At 45.3% G+C, this 22,605-nt stretch carries 8 protein-coding genes; 5 read left to right on the plus strand and 3 right to left on the minus strand.

The window, feature by feature from the left end; genetic code table 11:
• Window positions 1-75 precede the first annotated feature (75 nt).
• From Q0307_RS07585 to Q0307_RS07605, 5 genes are all read left to right on the plus strand, one after another.
• Window positions 76-13,152, plus strand: a complete 13,077-nt coding sequence (locus Q0307_RS07585) for an SdrD B-like domain-containing protein (protein ID WP_298658937.1) — start codon at window positions 76-78, stop codon at window positions 13,150-13,152.
• 123 nt (window positions 13,153-13,275) lie between these two features.
• Window positions 13,276-13,860: a cadherin gene (locus Q0307_RS07590; RefSeq protein ID WP_298658940.1), complete on the plus strand. Its 585-nt coding sequence runs from the start codon at window positions 13,276-13,278 to the stop codon at window positions 13,858-13,860.
• Between the two features lie 243 nt (window positions 13,861-14,103).
• On the plus strand, window positions 14,104-16,980 hold the full coding sequence (locus tag Q0307_RS07595; protein ID WP_298658943.1) for a hypothetical protein: 2,877 nt from the start codon (window positions 14,104-14,106) through the stop codon (window positions 16,978-16,980).
• An 84-nt stretch (window positions 16,981-17,064) separates the two neighbouring features.
• Window positions 17,065-18,906, plus strand: coding sequence for an IPTL-CTERM sorting domain-containing protein (locus Q0307_RS07600; RefSeq protein ID WP_298658946.1), 1,842 nt, complete (start codon window positions 17,065-17,067; stop codon window positions 18,904-18,906).
• A 381-nt stretch (window positions 18,907-19,287) separates the two neighbouring features.
• On the plus strand, window positions 19,288-19,767 hold the full coding sequence (locus tag Q0307_RS07605) for a TlpA disulfide reductase family protein (RefSeq protein ID WP_298658949.1): 480 nt from the start codon (window positions 19,288-19,290) through the stop codon (window positions 19,765-19,767).
• 69 nt (window positions 19,768-19,836) lie between these two features.
• Here Q0307_RS07605 and Q0307_RS07610 read toward each other — a convergent pair whose 3' ends face one another.
• From Q0307_RS07610 to surE, 3 genes are all read right to left on the minus strand, one after another.
• Window positions 19,837-20,835: a LysM peptidoglycan-binding domain-containing protein gene (locus tag Q0307_RS07610; protein ID WP_298658951.1), complete on the minus strand. Its 999-nt coding sequence runs from the start codon at window positions 20,833-20,835 to the stop codon at window positions 19,837-19,839.
• Window positions 20,836-21,180: 345 nt separating this feature from the next.
• Window positions 21,181-21,852, minus strand: a complete 672-nt coding sequence (locus Q0307_RS07615; protein WP_298658954.1) for a protein-L-isoaspartate(D-aspartate) O-methyltransferase — start codon at window positions 21,850-21,852, stop codon at window positions 21,181-21,183.
• The gene (gene surE / locus Q0307_RS07620; protein WP_298658957.1) at window positions 21,839-22,600 is read right to left on the minus strand and encodes a 5'/3'-nucleotidase SurE; all 762 of its coding nucleotides are present in this window, start codon (window positions 22,598-22,600) and stop codon (window positions 21,839-21,841) included. Before surE ends, Q0307_RS07615 begins: the two co-directional genes overlap by 14 nt.
• Window positions 22,601-22,605: the final 5 nt, after the last annotated feature.

Consider the following 22,605-nt stretch of genomic DNA (forward strand, 5'->3'; position numbering starts at 1 on the left):
ACCCCCCCTACGACACTGGCAGTTAAAGCAGCCGCGACCAATAACTACGATGCCAATACCCTTCCCAAGCAACTAATGGTTCGGGTAGCGTGGGAAAATGTGAGTAGCTTGCAATACACCTATTATGCTGGGCAGTTTGGCGGTACGGATGTCGACTTGCAGGCGTTTAACACCGATGGTATCACACCGATCTGTGAGACCTATGACTATGGCGATGCCCCTGCTAGTTATGGCGAGGTCAGCCATAAGATTCTCAGCAGTATTTACTTAGGTGATAACCCACCTGATGCTGAGACAGCCAGTAAATACAGCTTCAATGCACGTGCAGATAATTATGATGATGGTGCACCTCAACAGGCTGCATCGGGTGTCTATATTCCATTATTCCCTGTCTTGCAATTGACCGACAGCAGCTATAGCGTCAATTTTAAAGTAACCAATCTAACAGGGACAGCAGGCAAACTTCACGGCTGGATCGATTTTGATAAAAGTGGGACTTTTGAAGCGGATGAAGCTGCTGTTGTTGATGTCCCTAGTGGTGCTAGTAATGCTACCGCTACGCTTAATTGGGGAAGTATTCCCCTTGATATTCAATTAGGTACAGTTGCGCTGCGGCTGCGTTTGAGTACCGATGCTAGTGTTTTAGTTAGTACGCCTACGGGTAGTGCCAATGATGGTGAGGTAGAGGATTATCCGATTGCAATTGCAATGGATATTCCACCCAATAGCCCCTCTTTAGCCATTGTGAATGGGGCAACGCCTGCTGCTTGTGAAGTAGTGGTCTTTCAAGATAATTTTAATGATCTAACCCCGGGTCTGTTTTGGGGTTTGAATCGTCCAGGTAGTCAGGCTGTCCGTGATTGGGATCGGTCCGGTGGTGGTAATGATACCTATGCGCATATCACCGCTAGTTCTGCCACAGATCGTAGTATCTATTTTGGGAATGGTGGTGTTCGGCAGATTAGTCCATCGATTGGTACGGGCTTTAGTTTTGATGCTAATGGCAAGCTGCTCACGGTGATTGATGCAATTGCTCTGCGTGATGATATGGATGACATCATTAGCCCCGGAACAACCGTGAATGAATATGGCAGCAAAGCTGATTGGGGGCCAGAGCCAGTCAAGTTTTCACGCAGCTTCTCAACTATAGCAGGCAAGACTTACCGCCTCTACTTCAAGGCAAAGCCGGAAGATCCGGCTGGAACTTATGAATCTGGTATTATGCGCTTGGATATGCCGGGTGGTTCGCTGCATTTTAAAGCTCCCGGTAGTGCGGAGGGTGTGCAAAGTTATGCGGTTGAATTTACCGCAACCAGTACTAGCTCAGTCATTAGTTTTATTAACTATGGCCATGTAGAGAATGATAATAATAAATATTGTGACCCTAATAGTGTGTTTGGGAACAATGTTTGGTGTACGGTAGGTGGGCGTACCGATGGCAAAGTGGCTAATGAGTTAATCATTGATGATGTGGTACTGACAGAGGCTGCCTGTGCAACTGGCAGTATCAAGGGGCGAGTGTACCTCGATAGTAATCAGGATAATAACTATGATGAGGGTGTAGAGAACGGCCTTAGTGCAATCACTGTACGCTTGTATGACGAGAATGGTACTACGGGTGACTATAGTGATGACCGATTAGTTAACACCAAGAGTACCTATGTGAACGGCGAATATGATTTCACTGAAGTCAATACGAGCCGTAGCTATCGCCTTGAAGTTGATACAACTGACAGTGACTTGCCAGCTCACACGGTGATTGGTACCGCTAATCCACTAACTAACCGCACTGTGGCCGCGAATACTTTGCTAGATCATCAGCATTTTGGTTTTGATTTGATGATGCCTAGCAAGATCCTTGGTACGGTGTACTTGGATAATAATACAAATGACAGCTTTAATCTGGGCATAGACTACGGTCTTGGTAATATCACTGTCTCTTTACATACGATGGCAGGTGTACTAGTTGCAAGTACCCAAACAGCAATTAATGGTACCTACCAGTTTGCTAATCTAGATCATAATCTGAGCTACCGAATAACGGTTGATGGCACTGATGCTGATCTTCCTCCGGGGGCGACACTGGGTACCGTCAATCCAATACCAAATATAAGCGTTCCACAGAATAGCATGGTAACTAAAGATGTTGGTTTTGATCAGGCGGCCAATGGTATCACGGGTAAAGTCTTCCTTGATTACAACTTGAATGGGCAGCTCGATAGTCAATCGGCGATGATTAATTTCGCCAATAATATGAATATTGGCCTCGCCTTTGATAAGGGTATTGCGAATGCACAAATCAAGGCAGAATGCGTCGGTGCAGCCGGTAAGCTTAGCTTCGGTCCAGTAACCAGTGATGTGAATGGACAGTATTATCTAGCAACCCCAGGAGCTGTTGCTGGCAATTACAACTGTATTTTGCAACTGACGACAATACCTAGTGGCTATACCGTAGCGACCCAATCAGGTTCAGGTCAGCAGGTCTTAACGCAAGTCGTTAGCCCTACTGCGGTCAATACTTACTTTGCCTTACAACAAGAGATGAGTTATTGCCAGAATAATCCTGATTTGGCAGTCAACCGTTTTGCTTACGGTCAACAGACCGCCAATGCACCATTTGCAGGCAATAACGATGTGGCCAATATCTTTGCTTTCCCCTATAACAGTGGTACTGCAGGTGTTCCTAACACCCTGCCGCTTGGCTACAACCATCCGCTAGAAACCGATACTGCGTTTAAAGATTTAGCGTTAGCGAATCAAGTGGGGAGTGTATTTGGTCTGGGCTGGCATCCTAGTTCGCATAGTCTCTTTGCTTCTGCCTATATGAAAGCATGGACAGGGTTTGGCTCAGGTGGTACCGGTGGTATCTATCGGGTTGACTTGAGTAATCCGAGTAGTCCGGTCAGTAGCCTCTACGCTAACTTGAATCAGATTTTTCCAGCTACACCACCTACAGTCGGTAGTGACCCCTATTTGACGGGTATTTTCTCAAGCACTAATCCGGGTTATGTACAAATTGCGGATGGTAGCAGTGCTCCAGATGGCTCTTATGTAGCTTCTGGTAATGCGACGCGTGATAATCAAAACGGGCAGATCGCTGCGGCTGTGGGTAAGACAGCTTTTGGTGATTTAGATGTCTCAGCAGATGGTAAATCCTTATTTGTCGTGAATATGGCGAATAATAAGTTATACATCCTACCAGTGCGTTCTGCCCCATTGACGGCTGCTGATGCTGGTTTGATCAGTAGTTATAGCATTCCGTTTGCCGCCAATTGTCGGGTTAATGGCACTAAGCGAGCCTTTGGTTTAGGGGAGTATGAAGAGGGACTTTATGTCGCGACTGAATGCGGTGCAGAATATGGGCTTCCGTGGGAAGTGTCTGAGCATTCAGTATTCCGCTTTGATCTACAGAGTAAAACTTTCTCAACAACACCCAGCCTTGTTTATGCAAGTTCTAGTGAAGATAGCTATGGTATTTCTTTCTCGCTTATCACAGATCTAGTATTTGACCCTGCGGGGCAGATGATATTGACCTTCCGTAATAATTTATCATCCTCTACTGATACGACGGCTGATGACGGTAAAGGGTCAGCCTATAGTGTGATTCGTCGTGCTTGTATTCAAGATAAAGCAGCTTATCGTTGGGAAAAAGAAAATAATGCGAGCTGTGGAGGGGTAACCACGCCTGGCAAGGATGCAGGTTATGGTACTGGACCTGGTTCTGGCACCTTCTTCTATCAAGAATATCCGGCTGATAATGGGCCAGCCTTGCGCTCTGCTAGTTACGGTGGTGCTGCCCAAATTCCGGGCTTCATGGAAATGGCTTATACTGTTTCTGAACCCTTCGAGTTTTATAGTGTCGGTGTGTCTTGGGTGGATACCGGCCTTGGCAACCCTGCAACCGCTGGGCAACGTAACCGTGCTTACAGTTTTTATAAGGGAACAGGTGCGTTTGACTACCCTGACAATCGTCCAGTCAACGGCAAAAATGCTGCGATTGGTGATCTTGAAGTCCTGTGCGATACACCCTCCCTCGAAATCGGTAACCGCGTTTGGCAGGACAGTGATAGTGATGGAGTACAGGATGCGGGTGAGCTCCCTGTAGCAGGTGTTAAAGTTGAACTGTTCGCGAACGGTGCAAATCTGGCTTCTGCCACTCCATTGGCCACTACTGTTACCGATGCCAACGGTTATTATGTCTTCTCCAGTGACATGCGCGGTTATCCAGCTACTGGCAACAATGCGCCTAATGATACGACCGGAGCCAATGGCGGTTTCAATGCTGCCGATATTCAGGGTGGGCGAGCCAGCACTACTAGTCACAAATATGGCCTACTATCACTAACACCTAACACCCAGTATCAGGTTGTAATCCGTAATGTGGGCGGTGCAAGCAAACAGGCATCTCTTGGTAGCATGACTCTGAGTACCGTTGCACAAGGGACAGACCCTGAGCTTGACTCAGATGCAGGCGCTGTGGGTAATCATGCGGTTGCCAACGTCTCCATGCTAGGTTATGGCAACCATTACCATGCGGTGGATTTCGGTTTCAAAGTAGGAGCCATCCTTACTGATTATGGTGATGCGCCCGCTAGCTATGGTACTCCGTCCCACACTATTGTCTCAGGCATCCGTTTGGGGGCAACTGCGCCTGATGGTGAAACTGCCGCACAACCTAGTATTGGTGCAAACCTCGACGACACCACCGGCACAGATGATGAGGATGGTATTACTCTGCCCGCCCTGACCCAAGGTCAAACCACCACCATCACTACCACAGTGGTAGGGGCTGGCGGTTACCTCCAAGGCTGGATTGACTGGAATGGCGATGGTGACTTTGCCGACAGTGGCGAACAAGTTGCTACCAATATTCAAGATAATTTAGTGGGTGATACTAATAATGTCTTGGGCACAATTGCTTTTAGTGTGGCTGTACCTGCTAATGCAGTAACAACTCCAACCTATGCCCGTTTCCGCTGGTCAACCACTATAAGCCTTGATGCAATCACAGCAGCGGTGAATGGGGAAGTGGAGGATTATGCCTTAACGATTACTAATCCTTCTGGCCAAAGCAGCCTATCTGGTAAGGTTTGGTTTGACAGCAACAATGATGGCATCCAAAACGATGGTACAACTGCTTATATTGGCGGAGCTAAAGTTGAACTGTATAACCCAGCCACTAGCACTATCGTAACCACTACGACTACGGATGCTAATGGCAATTACCAATTTAGCAGCGCAGCGGGTTTCCTGCCTTCTACCACTTACCAATTACGTATTCGCCGTCTGGATACCCAAAAACCGTTCAGTGAATGGAGTCTAACCACTGCAAATTTAGGGGGTGATGATAACCTTGATTCAGATGCTATTTTAAATGGCAATTACTGGATCATCAGTTTCACTAGTCCTAATAGTGGCAATAGCGCCACTGGCTATGGGTTTGGCTTTGTAACTAATAGTGCGCAAGGCTGTATTGATGTAGGGAGCACTGGAATAGCCAATGACACCCTCAGTAATGGCCATGCACATGCTTATGATTTCGTTTTTGCAGGAAAACAGGTGACTGGTTTTTGTGCCGAACCTTCTGAACCATCGCCCCAACTGAATGATAGTTATCAGGTCTATAGTTCCGACCGTCTTGGGTTTAGTACTGCACAAAAATCCAAGTTACGCCGTTTGTATTCTGCCATCCAAGATCCTGATGTGCTGTTCAGTATCGCTCGTGTTTCTCCCCCCGGAGGATCACAAGCCTTTAACCAACAGATGCTACTGGATCATGTCATGTCCTATATGTCATGGTACTACCTCCATTACAACGAAAACATGACGACTATCATTAGCACTTTCTTTGAAAGTAACGGTGACTATACGGCAGAGCAACTTACGCTGATCAGGGATCTTCTACCGTTAATTGCTGATAGGGTTGCAGGGACGAATGGTCAGGTGCAGTACCCTGAGCAGAATATGTTCTGGTTATGGAACATGACCACCACTACCCGTCAGGATATTATTATCCCGTCTTCATACGCGGCTGAAGCCAGTTGCGCTGCTAATACCAATCTATCGGGTAAAGTCTGGTTTGACAGCAATAATGATGGCATCCAGAACGATGGCGTAGGGGCAGGTGTGGAAGGGGCTAAACTGGAGTTATTCAACCCAGCGACCAATACTATTGTTGCCACCACTACGACTACTGCAACGGGGACTTATGCTTTCGATACTACTAGTGGTTTAATGCCCAATATTAGCTATCAAGTGCGCATGCTGAAACCGGATAATGATTTCCCCTTATCAGACTGGGGGTTAACAGCTAAGAATATGGGGGGAGATCCGAACCAAGATTCTGATGCAGTTGTTAATGGCAGCTATTGGCAAATTAATCTAGTAAGCCCTAATAGCGGACAAACGCTGGGTGGATATGATATTGGTTTGGTGAATACTATCCCACAAGGTTGTTTGGACAATGGAGCGACAGGTGTAGCCTATGTTGCGCCCTCTCCTTTCTATGCGTATAACTTCCTATTTAATGGCAAACAGGTGTCAGGTTATTGCTTGGAGGTTGCAGACTTCTCCCCACAAGCTAATGACAGTTTTCAAGTCAATCCAATTGACAGGAGAGGCTTAAGCGCTATCCAACGCAGCCAGTTGGCACGTCTATATTCTGCCTTGCATGATCCTGATATTGTTTTCCCTATTATCAGTGTGTCCAACCCCAACACCATGCAAGATAACCTAGATGCTTTGTTAAAGTACATGACGTGGTATTACTCTGATTACAATGAAAATATCACCAGTGTTAACAACAATATTACTGACAATAATTCCCTGACTGTGGCGCAAAAAGATTTGTACAAAATCTTAGCTGTCAAGATCATTAACCGGGTTGCGGGTAGTAATGGTGAAACACAGTACCCTGAACAGAAACTCTATTGGTTATGGAACCTAACCACTACTGCTCGGCAAGACATAGTAGTACCTGCCCGTTATATTATTGGTGGTGTTTGTACTGCAAACTATGTTATCTCGGGAAAAGTCTTCGAGGACGTAAATTACGGCGGTGGTGCAGGGCGTAACGCAAGTGTCACAGGCACAGCAGGTATTAGTGGTACACAAGTAGAACTGTACAATTCAACTGGCAACTTTGTTAGCAACACTACCACTGCTGCAAATGGCGCTTACAGTTTTAGTGCTGTGCCAGCAGGTAACTATTTTGTGCGTGTGGTCAATGCCAGCGTCAATTCTAGTCGCTCTGGTTCTAATGGTAGTGAGCTGGGTGTACAGACTTTCCGTACCAACGGCACCGTAGCCATCACCAATGAAGTCGGTGGCCGTAAGCCTGATGCGACTGATGCTGAAGCACATGACGGTACGGCTACCTTAAATACCACGACCTTTGTCTTTAGCGGTGGAGCACTGAATGGTAAGCAGGCACAATCAGTGACTCCAGTCACTGTTGCAGGTGCTCTCAGTGGCGTAGACTTTGGCTTCAACTTTGACACGGTTGTGAATACCAATGATAGTGGCCAAGGTTCACTTCGCCAATTTATTCTCAATGCTAATTTATTAGGGGGAGAGGCGAGTTTAGCTCAAGTGGGGCTAGCGGCTGGTAAGGAACGATCTATTTTTATGTTGCCGCTTACCGATCCACGCTATATCAATTCTGATGGGGTTGCTAACAATGGTGATGAATTTTGGCGCATTCCACTCCTGAATGGCTTGCCAGAAACTACGGGTGCGGAAACGGTTCTCGATGCATCAACACAAGCCGGTTCTCAATGTAACCCAGTGGTAGGACGCAGACTGGTAGTCGAGTTAGATGGCAGTAATGTAAGCAATTTAACAGGTACGGCCATCACCTTAGCTGGCCCCTATAATGGTGTACGCGGTTTTGCGATTGGTAGCAACAGTGGCAACCAGTTCACCTTTGGTATTTATTTGCGTAAGAGAACTGTCTTTGAATCACAGACACCTGCACATGACTCCGTCATTGCTTGTAATAACATTGGTGCAACGCCGAGTGGGCAAGCCTATCCAGTAAGATTCTATACTGATGCAGTAGGCATTTTTGCAGATAATGTAACAGTGGGGGGGAGTGACCCAGCAGACCGTAATATTATCGGTAGTGCCGATGATGATGGCGTAGAGTCAGAAGGTAACGCAACGATCATTCGCAATAATTATATTGGTCTAGCTGCTGATGGCGTTAGCAAACTACCGCTGAATGACCATGTAGTTGCTTTATGGCCGCCTGGTAGCAATATGACGGTTATAGATAATAAGCTAGCAGTCACAAGGTTTGGCATTTTTAGTCAAAGTTCAGGTACTACTGTACGTAATAATACGATTGGTTTAACTGCGAATGGACAAAACGTTGTTGCTGGGGGGGAATATCTACTCCAATTCCAAGCTGGCAATGCTTTGGCAGAAAATAACCTATTTGCTAGTGGTGGGGCAGGAGGACAACCGGCTGTCATTTTGATGGATGGTTCGACTTTCCAAAACAATACTATCGGTTTCAATAGCGCTGGGATAAGTGTTGCAGGTTCTGGTAGTGCTCATGTAGGCATTTCATTGAGAAATGCGGCTGGTACAGCGAACACTCCAATTGTAATTAACAATAATACCATCGGTAATGCAGGTAGTGCTGGGATTGGTTTTAACAGCGATGTTGATGTGCCTGTCAGTATTACCCGCAACCGGATCGGTGTTGCCCCGAATGGGATCACACCAGCGAGCAATGCATGGAGTGGGATTGCGGTTAATAATAATGCTTCGAGTCCTGTGACAATTGGTGGTGCTAATCTTGGGAATATTATTGCTAATAATATGAAGGCAGCGATTGCCCATACGGGGACAGGGATTGTTACTGTTAACCAAAATAGTATTTATAACAACACTGGTTTAGGTATTGATCTAAGTGATGATGCGGTCACCACCAATGATGCAGGTGATGTGGATGTTGGTCCCAACGGCAAACTTAATTTCCCTCTGTTGCAACAGCTTGTATTTACAAATGGAAATTTGATTGTGCGTGGCTGCGCACCCGCTGGATCAGTAGTTGAGTTATTTGAAGCGGATGTCAGCCAAGGTGGTACAGCAGCGGTGGGTGCGAATCGTTTTGGACACCTATTTGATTATGGTGAGGGGCAGAGTTACCTAGGCAGCTTTGTGGAGGGGACTGTTGTAGATGCGGATACAGGTAGTTGTGCAATACCTGCAGCAGATGGCAACAATAATACAGGGATGAAGGCTTTCCAATTCTCAATTCCAGTACCCGCTAGTGTGGTTAGTGGAGACTATTTGACAGCAACAGCTACTTTGGCAGCAATGGGTACGTCAGAATTCAGCCCGACAGTGGCCGTGATTGATGGCCCGCCTCCTGTTGGCTCGGGTAGTTGTGCAGCAACCGGTGGCTCAGATATTTTATTCATTGTGGATAATTCGGGGTCGATTGTTGAGCCAGAATATGCTGATTTTGCCCAAACGATTCAAGCTGTGGGTAGTCAGGTATTGGTGAGCAATCCAAAGAATCGGATAGCAGTGGCTCATTTTGGGGGACCTTCTGACTCTTTAGTGAGTGGAGGACAATATGTGTATATCGAGCGTGATTTCTCAAGTACCGCTATGCTCGCACCAGTCAGACAGTTCGGTTGGGGGGGATCTTATAATCCAACTTGGACTGCAGATCACTTGGCGGGTGCTCTGCAACAAATGCGCTATGCCTTAGATGGGCAAGCCAGTACTACTTCGAGTTATATTCTTAGCCCACTTAAAGAAACGTCACGGAATACAGCTTCACCATTGCAGATTGTGTTAATGACAGATGCAACGCGTTATTTAGATCTTGTTCCTAACGATATTTCTATGTTGATTGATCCACCCGGTTCAGGTGCAGAGCCTGATGATGGCTCGGCTTTCACTATATATAACCAAATGAAAGCCGAGGGGGTATTATTTTCAGTGGCTAGCTTTAATGCAGATCCATCGGATATTGCTGCATCGGCTGCGATTGCGTCAGTGGGTGGCACTTATACTGGAGATATTGAAGCTAATGCACATGATCCACAAGGATCGCAAGTGACTCCACGTCGCTATGTCTCAGTGACAGCAGGGTTCCAGTTAACGACGACTCAGTTAGAGGAGTTGGTAGAAGGTACGGCTATTTGTGGTAGTTCTATCCAAGGCAGGGTATTTGAAGATCCAAATTACGGCGGTGGAACAGGACGACCCTTTGGTACTCTTGGTACAGTCGGGATCACAGGGGCAAGCATTGAGGTCTATGATCAAGCCGGTAACTATGTAGCCAGTGTAGTGAGTACGACTGATGGCAAGTATAGCTTACCCAACCTGCCGGATGCTCCTTATTATGTGCGCGTAGTGGATGCAACGGTTAAGTCCAGCCGCCTAGGTTCTAATGGCTCTGAAATACCCGTGTTAACGTATCGGACAGATGGTTTAGTCGCGACAGCTAACCAGATTGGTGGCAATAAACCGATGTTAGCCGATGCAGGAGTGAATTTAGGTACAGCAACCTTAAATACTACGACCTTCCTGTTTAGTGGGGGTGGTTTGACTGGTAAGCCTGCACAATCAGTACAGCTAGTTAACCTGTCAGGTGGGGATTTGAAAGGAGTTGATTTTGGTTTCAACTTTAGTACCGTAGTCAACACTAATGACAGCGGACAAGGCTCATTACGGCAGTTCTTATTAAATAATAAACAGCTCGCTACCGATGGTTTGGCTCAAGTCTTACCGGCTTCTTTAGCGGCTGAATATCCAGCCGGTACTGAAACCAGTATCTTCATGATCCCAGCGACTCAGTTGACGGCAGGTCAAGCTATAATCACTTTAACCAGTGGTGCGCTAAGTTTAGAGCGTATGCATACGGCGATTGATGGACGTACCCAAATCGCTAATATTGGGAGTGGCACGATTGTCTTAAACAACAGTATTAGTAATGGCTTGAACTTACTCGCCAGTGCAACCAGTTCAGCCGTGCGGGATATTACAGTTAGCCATGCTGCAGGGAGTGGAGTATTGCTGGATGATACTGATAATGCAGTGCTTGAGCGCGTTACTATTCTTAATAATAGCCAATATGGTGTCAGTCTCACCAATGAAGCTCTCAATAACCGTATAGTAACTAATACGATTGCACATAATGCTTGGGCAGGCATCGCCCACATTGGGAGTGGTCTTGGTAATACTTATAGCCAAAATAGTATTCATGATAACGGTGGTTTAGGAATCGACCTAGGTGTGGACGGGGTGACTGCTAATGATGATCTAGATGTGGACACAGGGTCGAATAAGCTCTTGAACTATCCAGTCGTAGAGGCAGGCTCATCGATCAGCTCAAATGGTACCAAAGTTGTTGCCTATGATTTTGATCTGGATGTACCGACTAATACGCATGGTTACCGTCTAGAGTTTTTCCGCAATACTGCAGTGGATAGTTCAAGTCATGGGGAAGGTGAGATTTACCTAGGTTATGTCGATATTAATCATGCAGGTGGTGGGCTACTGAACTTTAAAGGATCACTGAATGCCAACCAAACAGTACCTGCGAATGCAAATATTGCGGTGACTCTCACGGAGAAAACTAGCCCTACCAGTTTGGGGAGTACGTCTGAGTTTTCTGGAGTGAAGAACGGTTCAGTCTCTATTTGTACCGATTTAATTAATGGTACAGGCGCGGATATAACGGTGAATGAAAACGCACCAGTCATCACCTATCTTGAGTCAACGGATGACAATGGCAATCCGATTACCTATGTTATTAGTGGTGGTGCAGATAGTAATCAATTTATTGTCCAAGGCCCTGAGCCAGGTGCAACACTAGATTGCCAACTTATTGTCTTCTATAAGCCTAATGTCATGGGTGCTCGCTCAAGTGCTCTGATCAAAGCTTTACCCTTGATAAAACCCGGCGATTACGAGGCTCCAACCGATAATGGTGGGGATAATACCTATAATCTAACGATTACTGCGACCGTTAATGGGCAAGCTTATGAGCGTCCAGTTACTGTAGGGGTCAATGATATTAATGAAGCACCTGAAATTATCAATGAAACCCAAACTGAGTTTTTAGAGGGTAAGACGGGCGTTGCGTTAGATCTTGAATCCTTCGATCCAGATGCAGGTGATGCAGAAGGAGCGGGTATTAGCTATGCACTTTCTGGCGGGGTCGATCGGGCGCGCTTTAAACTGAATCCTCAAACGGGTGAGCTGAGCTTTATAGCAACGCCCGACTTTGAGCAGCCTGTGGATGCGAGCAATGACAATATCTATGATATTGATCTGCGTGTTATGGATGATCAGGGGCTGAGTAGCGTGAGTAGCTTAAAAATTGCCGTCACCGACGATAAACTCAATGATGGAGTTTATCTGCAAACTAAAGTCTTACTGCAAGGCCCTTATATTGCCTCCAGCGGCTTAATGCAGGATAGCTTAAGAACTACAGGTATATTGCCCATTAGCCAGCCGTATCAAGCAAGTCCCTTTAACTACTTGGGTACTGAGCAGTTGAATTTAGACTTAGCAACAGTGACTGGTAAAGAGGCCGTGGTAGATTGGGTATTGATTGAACTACGCGATGCCGCCAATCCAAAGACTATCGTCGCGAGTAAAGCAGCATTGGTACAACGAGATGGTGATGTGATTGACGCGCTCACTGGATCTGCGGTACTCAACTTCCCTGTAGCAACAGGCAGTTACTTAGTAAGTGTGCGCCATCGTAATCACTTGGGAGTTAGAACTGCGACTGCAGTATCCTTTGGGAGCCAATCAGTGATGATCGACTTCAGCCAAACGGCTACCAAAGTTGCGGGTATACATGCACGTCTAGAAGCTACTAATTTAGCTTTACTCTGGGCGGGTGATGCCAATAACGACGAGCTCTTAATCGCTACGGGCATTGGCAGTGATGCGCGTGAAATTCTCAATGTGATACTCAAAACACCTAGCAATATTAATCTTAATAGTAGTTATCGCTTGTTGGGTTATTTGGATAGCGACCTAAATATGGATGGTGCCACTCTATTCATGGGGCCGAGCAATGATGCTAATGTATTGTTAGGAAACTTGTTTTTATTCCCAAGTAATACGGGTCATAACAGTAATTATATAGTGGTAGGTGGTTTAGCTAAATAATGCAGTTGGTTGTCTACATGACTTACCACTCTATAATCCGTCTATCCGTAAAATAAACAGTTGATTGTAGCTTATCGGTACAATCATCTGTTAAGAAGAATAATAACTTTAGGAATTTCCTTCATGCACATTCAAAACAAGACTTCTTATTTAGGTTTATTATTAGGTTTAGGCCTCAGTCTAGCTGCGAATTCTGTATTCGCCGAACCTGTCCTAGAATATAAGGTCGCCTTGTCTGATGATGGTAACAGCTATGAGGTTTGGATGAGGCCTTCAGCAACGCCCAAACCTAATATCAGCCTAACAGGGCAGCTAACTCTCAAAGTCCCGCATGAGGCTCAATTTAAGCCTGCTAAAGTGGTAGCGGGTGTTGAGGGTGCTGATTGGATTGAAGCCTCACGAGTGGATGCTCCTAAAGAAGATTCTAAGCACGATTATATTTCTTTTTCTTATATCGGTGCGCAAGGTAATAGTTCGCAAAATTATGAATGGACAGCTAATGAAGAGTTATTAGTCTTTTCATTCGTGAATGAAAAAGGTTGTGTAAATGGCGTCAGTATTATGGCTGATACAGATCCTTTTAATGTAGCGAATAACTCTCAGCAAACTAATCCAGGTAATCAATTTACGAATCTAGGCTGGGGCGCTGTAGGGGAAAATAATTTTAAGGGTGTCTATGGTGATTCACCTAAGTGTTTGAAAAAATAGAATTTTATTTTTAAATAATGCTTAGGGCGTCAGTTTAAAAAAGCTTAAAGCCCTCTAAAGAATGCAACCTAAGGGCAGTGTCATTTGGACGGAGAGTTTGACTGAAAAAATGATTTATAGGGTATTTAAAGCGATTCACCCAAGTGTTTGAGTAAAAGCATTTTAAAGTAATCAAACGTTGTTCAGGGTAGGCAATCAGTCTACCCTAGGGCCTTTGCGTCAATATAAAAAGAGATAAAGCAAATGCGTACCCGTAACTTCACTTTGCGTAAGTATCTAGGGCTAACTGTTTCTGTTTTCTTACTCGCAACTAGCAGTAATGCGGCATGGGCGACTCCAAACGTTGAGTTTGCAATTCGTTGGAGCACGGTTGATGATCGTTATCATATTTATATGAAGCCAAGTGTTACGCCTGTACCAGATGCACATTTAAATGGCCAAGTGACCGTAGTTGTACCGAACTCTCCAGAAATAAGCTCTGCTTTTAAGGTGAGTGGTCTAATTTCTACTGTAGATAATACAATTTGGTCTCCTAGCTCACGGGTGAATGCTCCACCTGAAACCAAAGGAGCTTATGACTATCTTTCCTTTACTTTAAGAGCTGATCAGGTCAATGCCTTTGCTTGGCAAGCTAACAAAGAAATTGAGGTCTTTAATTTCGCAAATATCGGTAAGTGTTTAGGGCCGGTATTTTTAATGGAGAACACAGACCCCTTTAATAGTGGGAATAATGCAGCACAGACTAATCCCGGTAATGAGTTGAGTAATCTTGGTTGGGACATGGGTGAAAATGCCTATTTAGGTACTTATGGTGGTGCGGCTAATTGCTCGGATAGTTTAGATTCAGATGGTGATGGTTTAAAAAATGGCTTAGAGAAACAGTTAGGTACTAATCCTAACAGCTCAGACACGGATGGCGATGGCTTGAGTGATAGCATGGAGGTCAATACGACTAAAACCAATCCACTGAAAGCGGATACGGATGGTGATGGTTTAGCGGATGGGGTAGAAGTGAACACCACTAAAACCGACCCTCTCAAGGCCGATAGTGATGGCGACGGCCTCAGTGATAGCGTGGAGGTTAATACGACCAAAACTGATCCGTTGAAAGCGGATACGGATGGTGACGGTTTAGCGGATGGGGTAGAAGTGAATACCACTAAAACTGACCCCCTCAAGGCAGATAGTGATGGTGATGGCTTGAGTGATAGCGTGGAGGTCAATACGACTAAAACTAATCCACTGAAAGCAGATACGGATGGTGATGGTTTAGCAGATGGGGTAGAAGTGAATACCACTAAAACCGACCCTCTCAAGGCAGATAGTGATGGCGACGGCCTCAGTGATAGCGTGGAGGTCAATACGACTAAAACCGACCCGTTGAAAGTGGATACAGACGGTGATGGTTTAGCCGATGGGGTGGAAGTGAATACCACTAAAACTGATCCTCTCAAGGCAGATAGTGATGGCGATGGCTTGAGTGATAGTACTGAGGTCAACACGACCAAGACTGATCCGTTGAAAGCGGATAGTGATAGCGATGGCTTGGTGGATGGTGTGGAAGTGAATACCACTAAAACTGACCCTCTCAAGGCGGATAGCGATGGGGACGGACTTAGCGATGGTGCTGAAGTAAATACCACGAAGACTGATCCACTGAAAGCCGATACGGATGGTGATGGCTTGACTGATGGGATGGAGGTCAATACGACTAAAACCAATCCCCTAAAAGTAGATACGGATGGTGATGGCTTGAGTGATGGGGTTGAGGTGAATGTAAATAAGACAGACCCCTTAGTGTCAGACTCGGATGGCGATGGTTTGTTGGATAGCTATGAGCTTAATGTTTCTAAAACTGATCCCTTGAAAGCAGATACGGATGGCGATGGTCTTAGCGATAGTAATGAAATAAATATCACTAAAACCAACCCGCTAAAAGCAGATACGGATGGCGATGGTTTAAATGATGGTAGTGAGGTCAATCTCACCAAAACCGACCCATTAAAGGCAGATACCGATAGTGATGGGGTAAGCGACGGAATTGAGGTTGGCGCAGATCCAGCTAAGCCATTGGATACTGATCTAGATGGGAAAATTAATGCACTAGATACCGATGATGATAATGATGGCCTGCTAACTAGTAGTGAAAACTACAATGGTGGGACACCGATGGATGATGATACCGATAAAGACAGTAAACCTGACTATCTCGATAATGATGACGATAATGATGGCATTCTCTCTGCAAATGAAGGTAATGACCCAAATAAAAATGGCTTGCCTGAAGACGCGGTTGATGCAGATTTAGATGGTATTGTTGATTACTTAGATGCCACGGTGAATGCAATTACATTGCAAATGCGGGTCATGTTGCAAGGTGCTTTTAATAGTACGAGCTTATTAATGCGCGATGATTTGCGTGCGAAGGGATTAATTCCAAGTAAGCAGCCTTACGCAGTAGCACCTTATAATTATGCTGGTTCTGAGCAAGTTGCTGCTGCCCAGCTCAGTCTGACTGGCAATAATGCACCGGTCGATTGGGTTTTAATTGAATTACGCTCCAATACAGATGCTAAAACCGTTTTGCATCGTAAAGCAGCTTTAGTCCAACGCGATGGAGATGTGGTTGAAGCGGATACAGGCAGTGCTACTTTAAGTATCTCGGGTGCTTTACCAGATAATTATTATGTAGCGATTCGCCACCGTAATCATCTCGGTGTGATGACCGCATCAGCTTTAAGCTTAATGGCGACTCCTACCTTGATTGATTTTATGGCCGCTACGACCAAAACTTATGGGGATGTAGCTGGGCGTATTCAAACGAAGGGTCTTAGTTTACTCTGGGCCGGGGATGCCAACATGGATACTCGGTTAATAAGTAATGGGGTTGGGCAAGATTCAGGGGTGATTTATGCAAAAATATTAAGTGCCCCCTTGAATACTTCGTTCAGCAGTAATTTCGTTGTGAGTGGTTACAATACGACCGATTTTACCCTTGATGGGGATACAATTTTTACTGGTCCAAATAATGATACTAATATGTTAGTGGCTAATGTGTTGGTTTATCCAGCAAATACTAACTTTAATGCAAACTACATTGTGAAAAGCCAGCTGCCTTAGCAGTTTAATGCAGAAGGTGGGTGCAGCCTACCTTCTGTGAAACGCTAGGTTGATTTTATAAGAATTAAAAAAAGTGGTACATTAATGATGAAAAAGTCGCTAAAGCAAGCTGTCCTCAGAGGGATTGCCTTTGTTCTCGCTACACAAGCAGGCTATGCCTTGGCTGCCCCAACTGAAGGTGTGGAGTTTAGTATTCGGTGGGATGCTACTAGCAGTCTCTATCGAGTGTATATGCGTCCTGTATCCACACCAGCAGCACCTGACATTACTATGTCTGCTCAGGTAACGATTCGTGTACCCCATGCTGAATTGCCCAATCAATTTACTATTCCTACAAGCTCTATTACTGCGGCTCATAGTGAGTGGGCATGGCCGATCACCTCTAAAGCTGATGCACCACCCGAAAGTCCGTCGTTTGACTATTTTTCATTTACTGCCTCGGTTCCAAACAGCGCAGCGCGTGAAGTAGGCTGGCAAGCAGGTGTAGAGCAGGAAGTATTCAGCTTCAAAAATACCGGTAAGTGCTTAGGCGCTATAGCGCTCATCAATAATGACACAGATCCGATTATCGGTGGTGTATCAAATTTGAATGCGGGCAATGAGTTTAGTCATAGATCTTGGGATGCGGCGAATGATTATATTGGCAATTATGGAGCTGTGACTGCAGCCGATTGTACCGCTAGTGCGAGTACAAATAGTGCACCCAAGGCGATAACAGATAATGCCTCAGTTGTTAGTGGCGGTTCGGTGACCGTTGATGCTTTAGCTAATGATACGGATGCGAACAATGACGCTTTGGTTCTGCAGCATGCGACTGATGGTGATTTTGGTAAAGCCGTTATTAAAAATGGCAAATTAGTCTATACCGCTGATGCGGCTTATGTAGGTGCTGATACTTTTTCTTATTTTGTGTCTGATGCTAAAGGGGGAGTAACTGAGGGCACGGTCAATGTGACAGTGAATTCTGCGACTACTGGTACAGACACGGATGGTGATGGTTTAACGGATACCCAAGAGCAAAGCTTAGGAACGAATCCGGCTGCAGCCGATACGGATCTTGATGGCGTGCCAGATAAAGTCGAAGTGGGTGCTGATGTGACTACTCCAGTCGATACGGATGGGGATGGTAAAATTAATGCCTTAGATGCGGATGATGATGGGGATGGTATTCCGACAAAAGGTGAGGATCAAAATCTGGATGCGGATAAGAACCCCTCGACTCAGCCTACGGATACGGATGGTGATGGTAAACCGAACTATTTAGATGCGGATGATGATGGAGACGGTAAGCTGACGAAGTCCGAAGATGACAATACGGATGGAGATGGTAATCCACAAACCAATCCACGCGATACCGATGGCGATGGTATTCCTGATCCTATTGACTCGAATGATGCAAGTAGTTCAGGTGCAGATGATGATGGTGATGGCCTGACTAATGCAGAAGAGGTCAAATTAGGTACTAATCCTAATCAGGTCGATACGGATGGCGATAGTGTACCGGATGCTAAAGAGGTCGGAAGTGATCTAGCTAAACCGTTAGATACCGATGGTGATGGTATCATCAATGCTTTAGATCAAGATGATGATAACGATGGTGTTTTCAGCATCTATGAGCACTACAAGGGAGCAGATGTTCTGAATACAGATACTGATGCAGATGGTACACCAGACTATCTTGATGCCGATGATGACGGTGATGGGGTAGCAACAAATAAAGAAACCGCTGATGCTAATAAAGACGGTAATCCAGCCGATGCAGCGGATGTTGATAAGAACGGTCTGCCCGATTATTTGGATAAGAGTTTTGTTAATACACTAACTCCTACCAAAGTATCAGTACCAACTTTAAGCCAATGGGCACAAATTTTGTTGACAATGCTCCTAGGATTATTGGCAGTCCGTCGTTTTGCGAAGAGGGATTAGCATTCGTTAGTTTTAGTCTAAGGTCATGTTTTTTTATTCATGGCCTTTTCTTATTTGGGTATCAATAAAACTGTTTGACTACTAAAATGTTGTGGAAATACAACTTGCAATCACCGCAGTGTATCCATAATCTTAGTAGCGTGTTTGCGGCTTAAAAGTAAGCTATTCATTGTCAGTTTTGCACAAATGATTTAATTAAGTCGTTGATCTCTAAGGGTGTTGATAACAAAATTCAAAAAAAATTAAACCTCTAGTCGGTCATATTTTTATAACAAAATAATCACTAGTTGTGCATTGACTGTTTTCAATTACTAGATCAAAGGTTTGAGGGCATTTATTATGAAGTTTATGAAGTGGTTGACTGTTTTTTCTGGTCTGCTTATGTCTGCGGTTGTTTCTGCACAGACGCCGAATTTTTCTTTCCAAGATATTTACGGTAAACAACATCAATTTGCTGAGTACAAAGGCAAATGGGTAATCGTTAATTATTGGTCTCCACAATGTGGGCCTTGTCTATCGGAAATTCCAGCTTTGAAGCAGGTGGCTGCTCAGTATCGTAATAATGTAGTGGTTTTAGGAATGGATGCTGGCGAAACCCCTGATGCAGAGCTGCGTCGGTTCATTCGCCAAAAAGGGATTAATTATACCGTCGTGCCTACTCAGGATAGCACCATGTTTGCTTTAGGTTTAATCTATGGAGTTCCCACTACTTACATCGTTTCGCCTCAAGGCAAAGTCATCGATACCCATATGGGCGCAGTGACTGTTGAGCAAATCAAAGGTTATTTTGCTAGAGAACCACAGAAATTTTCTAATAAAGACGAAGGTAGCGAAAAGCCTTGTACTGGTGGGCTTTGCTAATTTGCTTAAAGGGCTTTAGTTTTAAACTGAAACCCGTGCTCTAAAGCACGGGTTTTTTTATAGCGGGTTTTATTTAAGACGTAATACTTGCCCTGGATTAATTTGATAATTGGGAGCTTGTAAATTATTCAACCGAATAATGTCTTTCCAATATACCCCAGTATTCCGCATGACTTGGAATACAGTATCACCGCGTTTTACCGTATAGCTATTGCCGCCAGAGTAATTATTGGGTGCGAAGGAGCCACTACTACTGTTTCCACCTGTATAAGTATCATAACTACCACTGCCACCACTAGAGCTAGGTGAGCTGTAGTCGTAGTTGGTATTAGAGTTATTGTCATAATAGTTGGATGGTGCTTTGGGTTGAGTGCTGTCGTAGTAGTTCTGATTATTACTACTACCTGAACTTGAGCCACCATAATTGTAGTAGCCCCCATTATCGTTGTTGGCACTGCCATTACCTGCTTGACTGGAATAGTCATAATTAGTACCACTACTACTATTATTGCCATAGGCGTAGTCATAACCGCTATTGCTTTTATTACCTTGCTGCTGGCCGCCATATTGCCCACCGTATTGAGTACCCCCTTGCTGGCCGCTAGAGGCTTGGCCGGCAGGGCAGGCGGGATTTCCATGGGTATGCGCTAAACCTTGGCTGGGTAAGGGGTGACTATGTACACGGCCACAATGTGAGTGCGGTACACCGCCACTATTGTTACCTGCGTTATAACGAGGAGGTGGCTGATAGTTAGTTCGTGGTGGCACATACGTATTGCCGCCGCTATAACCCCCACCTGTATACCCAGAGCTACCTCCACCAGAGCCACTACCAGTTGCATGTGTGTGCCGTAAGCCGGTGCTTGGTAAGACATGTGAGTGAACTTTGCCGCCATGAGAATGCGTTACCGGTGCTTTAGTTGCTCCACCGCTACCACCACTCCCACCATAGTTTTCATTATAAGTACTTCCAGTACCAGAGCTATAAGGCGAATAGCCTGGAGCACAAGCTGTCATTGTCAACATGACGACGGAGCTTGCTGCGAGAAGCTTGATTGTTCTGTCCATGAGATACACCTGTGTTATTTAAACGCTTAATAATAGAGAGCAGCCACATTGCAAACAGCTAAACCAGTCGAGGCTACGAACCAAACCTTGCAAAACACGTTGGGGTTTGTGCAGACACTAAGTTCTGCGCCAAGAAAAACGTGCTCCCCATTTGATAATGTCCGTAATTATAAATGGAATCAAGGCTATTGATAATGCACATCGCGCAATCGCTATACTTTTAGTGGTGTTTCATTCAAGAGTAAGTACTGACAAAATGTCGCCACACTCTTAATTCGTATGAATACTTTGTCGTACAAAGATTGGAAAAGTTTCAGTCCCCGTTTATTTTCCCCATAAAACTGCTTAGGCACGTACTAAGGGCACAAATTGTACGGTCTCAATAACTTGTTCTTGATAATCAGTTTCAGTGGTACGAGTGACAACTTTCAGTACTTGCCCCTCACCTTGTTTGCCCGTAGGAATGATAAGACGTGCGCCGATAGCGAGTTGCTCTAAGAGGGCTTGGGGAATTTCCTCGGGTGCTGCGGTCACTAAAATCCCATCAAAAGGTGCCTCATAGTTTATTCCCCAGCTACCATCGCTTAGACTGGTGCGGATATTTCGATAGCCTAACTCGTCCAATAACTGACGTGCTTGCTTATATAGAGTTTGAATCCGTTCTACGGTATAAATTTTGGGAATCAATTTGCCAAGAATGGCGGCCTGATAACCTGAGCCAGTCCCTACTTCTAAAATCTTCTCTAAAGGCTGCTCACTTGCCAGCAATAATTCTGTCATACGCGCGACCATATAAGGCTGAGAAATAGTTTGCCCATGACCAATCGGTAACGCGGTATCTTCATAGGAGCGTGTAGCCAATGCCTGATCCATAAATAAATGTCTAGGCACTTTACGCATCACTTCGAGCAAAGCGTCGTGTTTGATACCTTGTTCACGCAATCGCTGAATCATGCGATCACGCGTGCGCTGCGAAGTCATGCCAATACCCTCGATTTCTAATCTAGTCAGCGCCATGTGTTTGCTCCTCTAGCCATTGCTGGGTGCAGGCTAGGGCTTGATAACGGGTTAAATCGCTGTGAATCGGTGTAATAGAGATATACCCCTGTTCGACTGCATGAAAATCTGTGCCTTCGCCTGCTTCAGCAATGCCCCCTACCGCACCTACCCAGAATATCTCTCGACCGCGTGGATCAGTAGTACGAATGGCAGGCTCGGAATAATGGCGTTTTCCTAAACGTGTGACTTTAAAACCACGTATCTGCTCCCAAGGTAGATTTGGCACATTGATATTTAAGATCATATGACTGCGATCAGGATAGCTTTGCGTGAGTGGTAGCAAATGCAACACAGCATTGACGGCGGTTTGCAAATGACTAGTGTCACTGGAGTTCATAGAGACTGCTAACGAGGGATAACCTAAATGCCGTCCTTCCATCGCGGCAGCCACTGTACCGGAGTAGAGCACATCATCACCGAGATTAGGCCCTGAATTGATACCAGAAATCACAATATCCGGTGGATTGTCATACAATCCGGTTAAACCTAAATGCACGCAGTCGGTGGGTGTGCCGTTCACGCTATATAAGTTATCGCCTTGTTGGCGTAAGCGTAACGGATTGATTAAGGTAAGCGAGTTGCTGGCTCCACTGCGGTCGCGGTCAGGTGCAACGGTAATCACCTGATGCTGTGCGGCTAGGGCAAGGCGTAAAGCAGTGAGGCCGGGTGCTTGAAAGCCGTCATCATTGCTCAGCAATATATTCATGATGT

The sequence above is a fragment of the uncultured Thiothrix sp. genome (assembly GCF_937873765.1).
GTDB lineage: Bacteria > Pseudomonadota > Gammaproteobacteria > Thiotrichales > Thiotrichaceae > Thiolinea.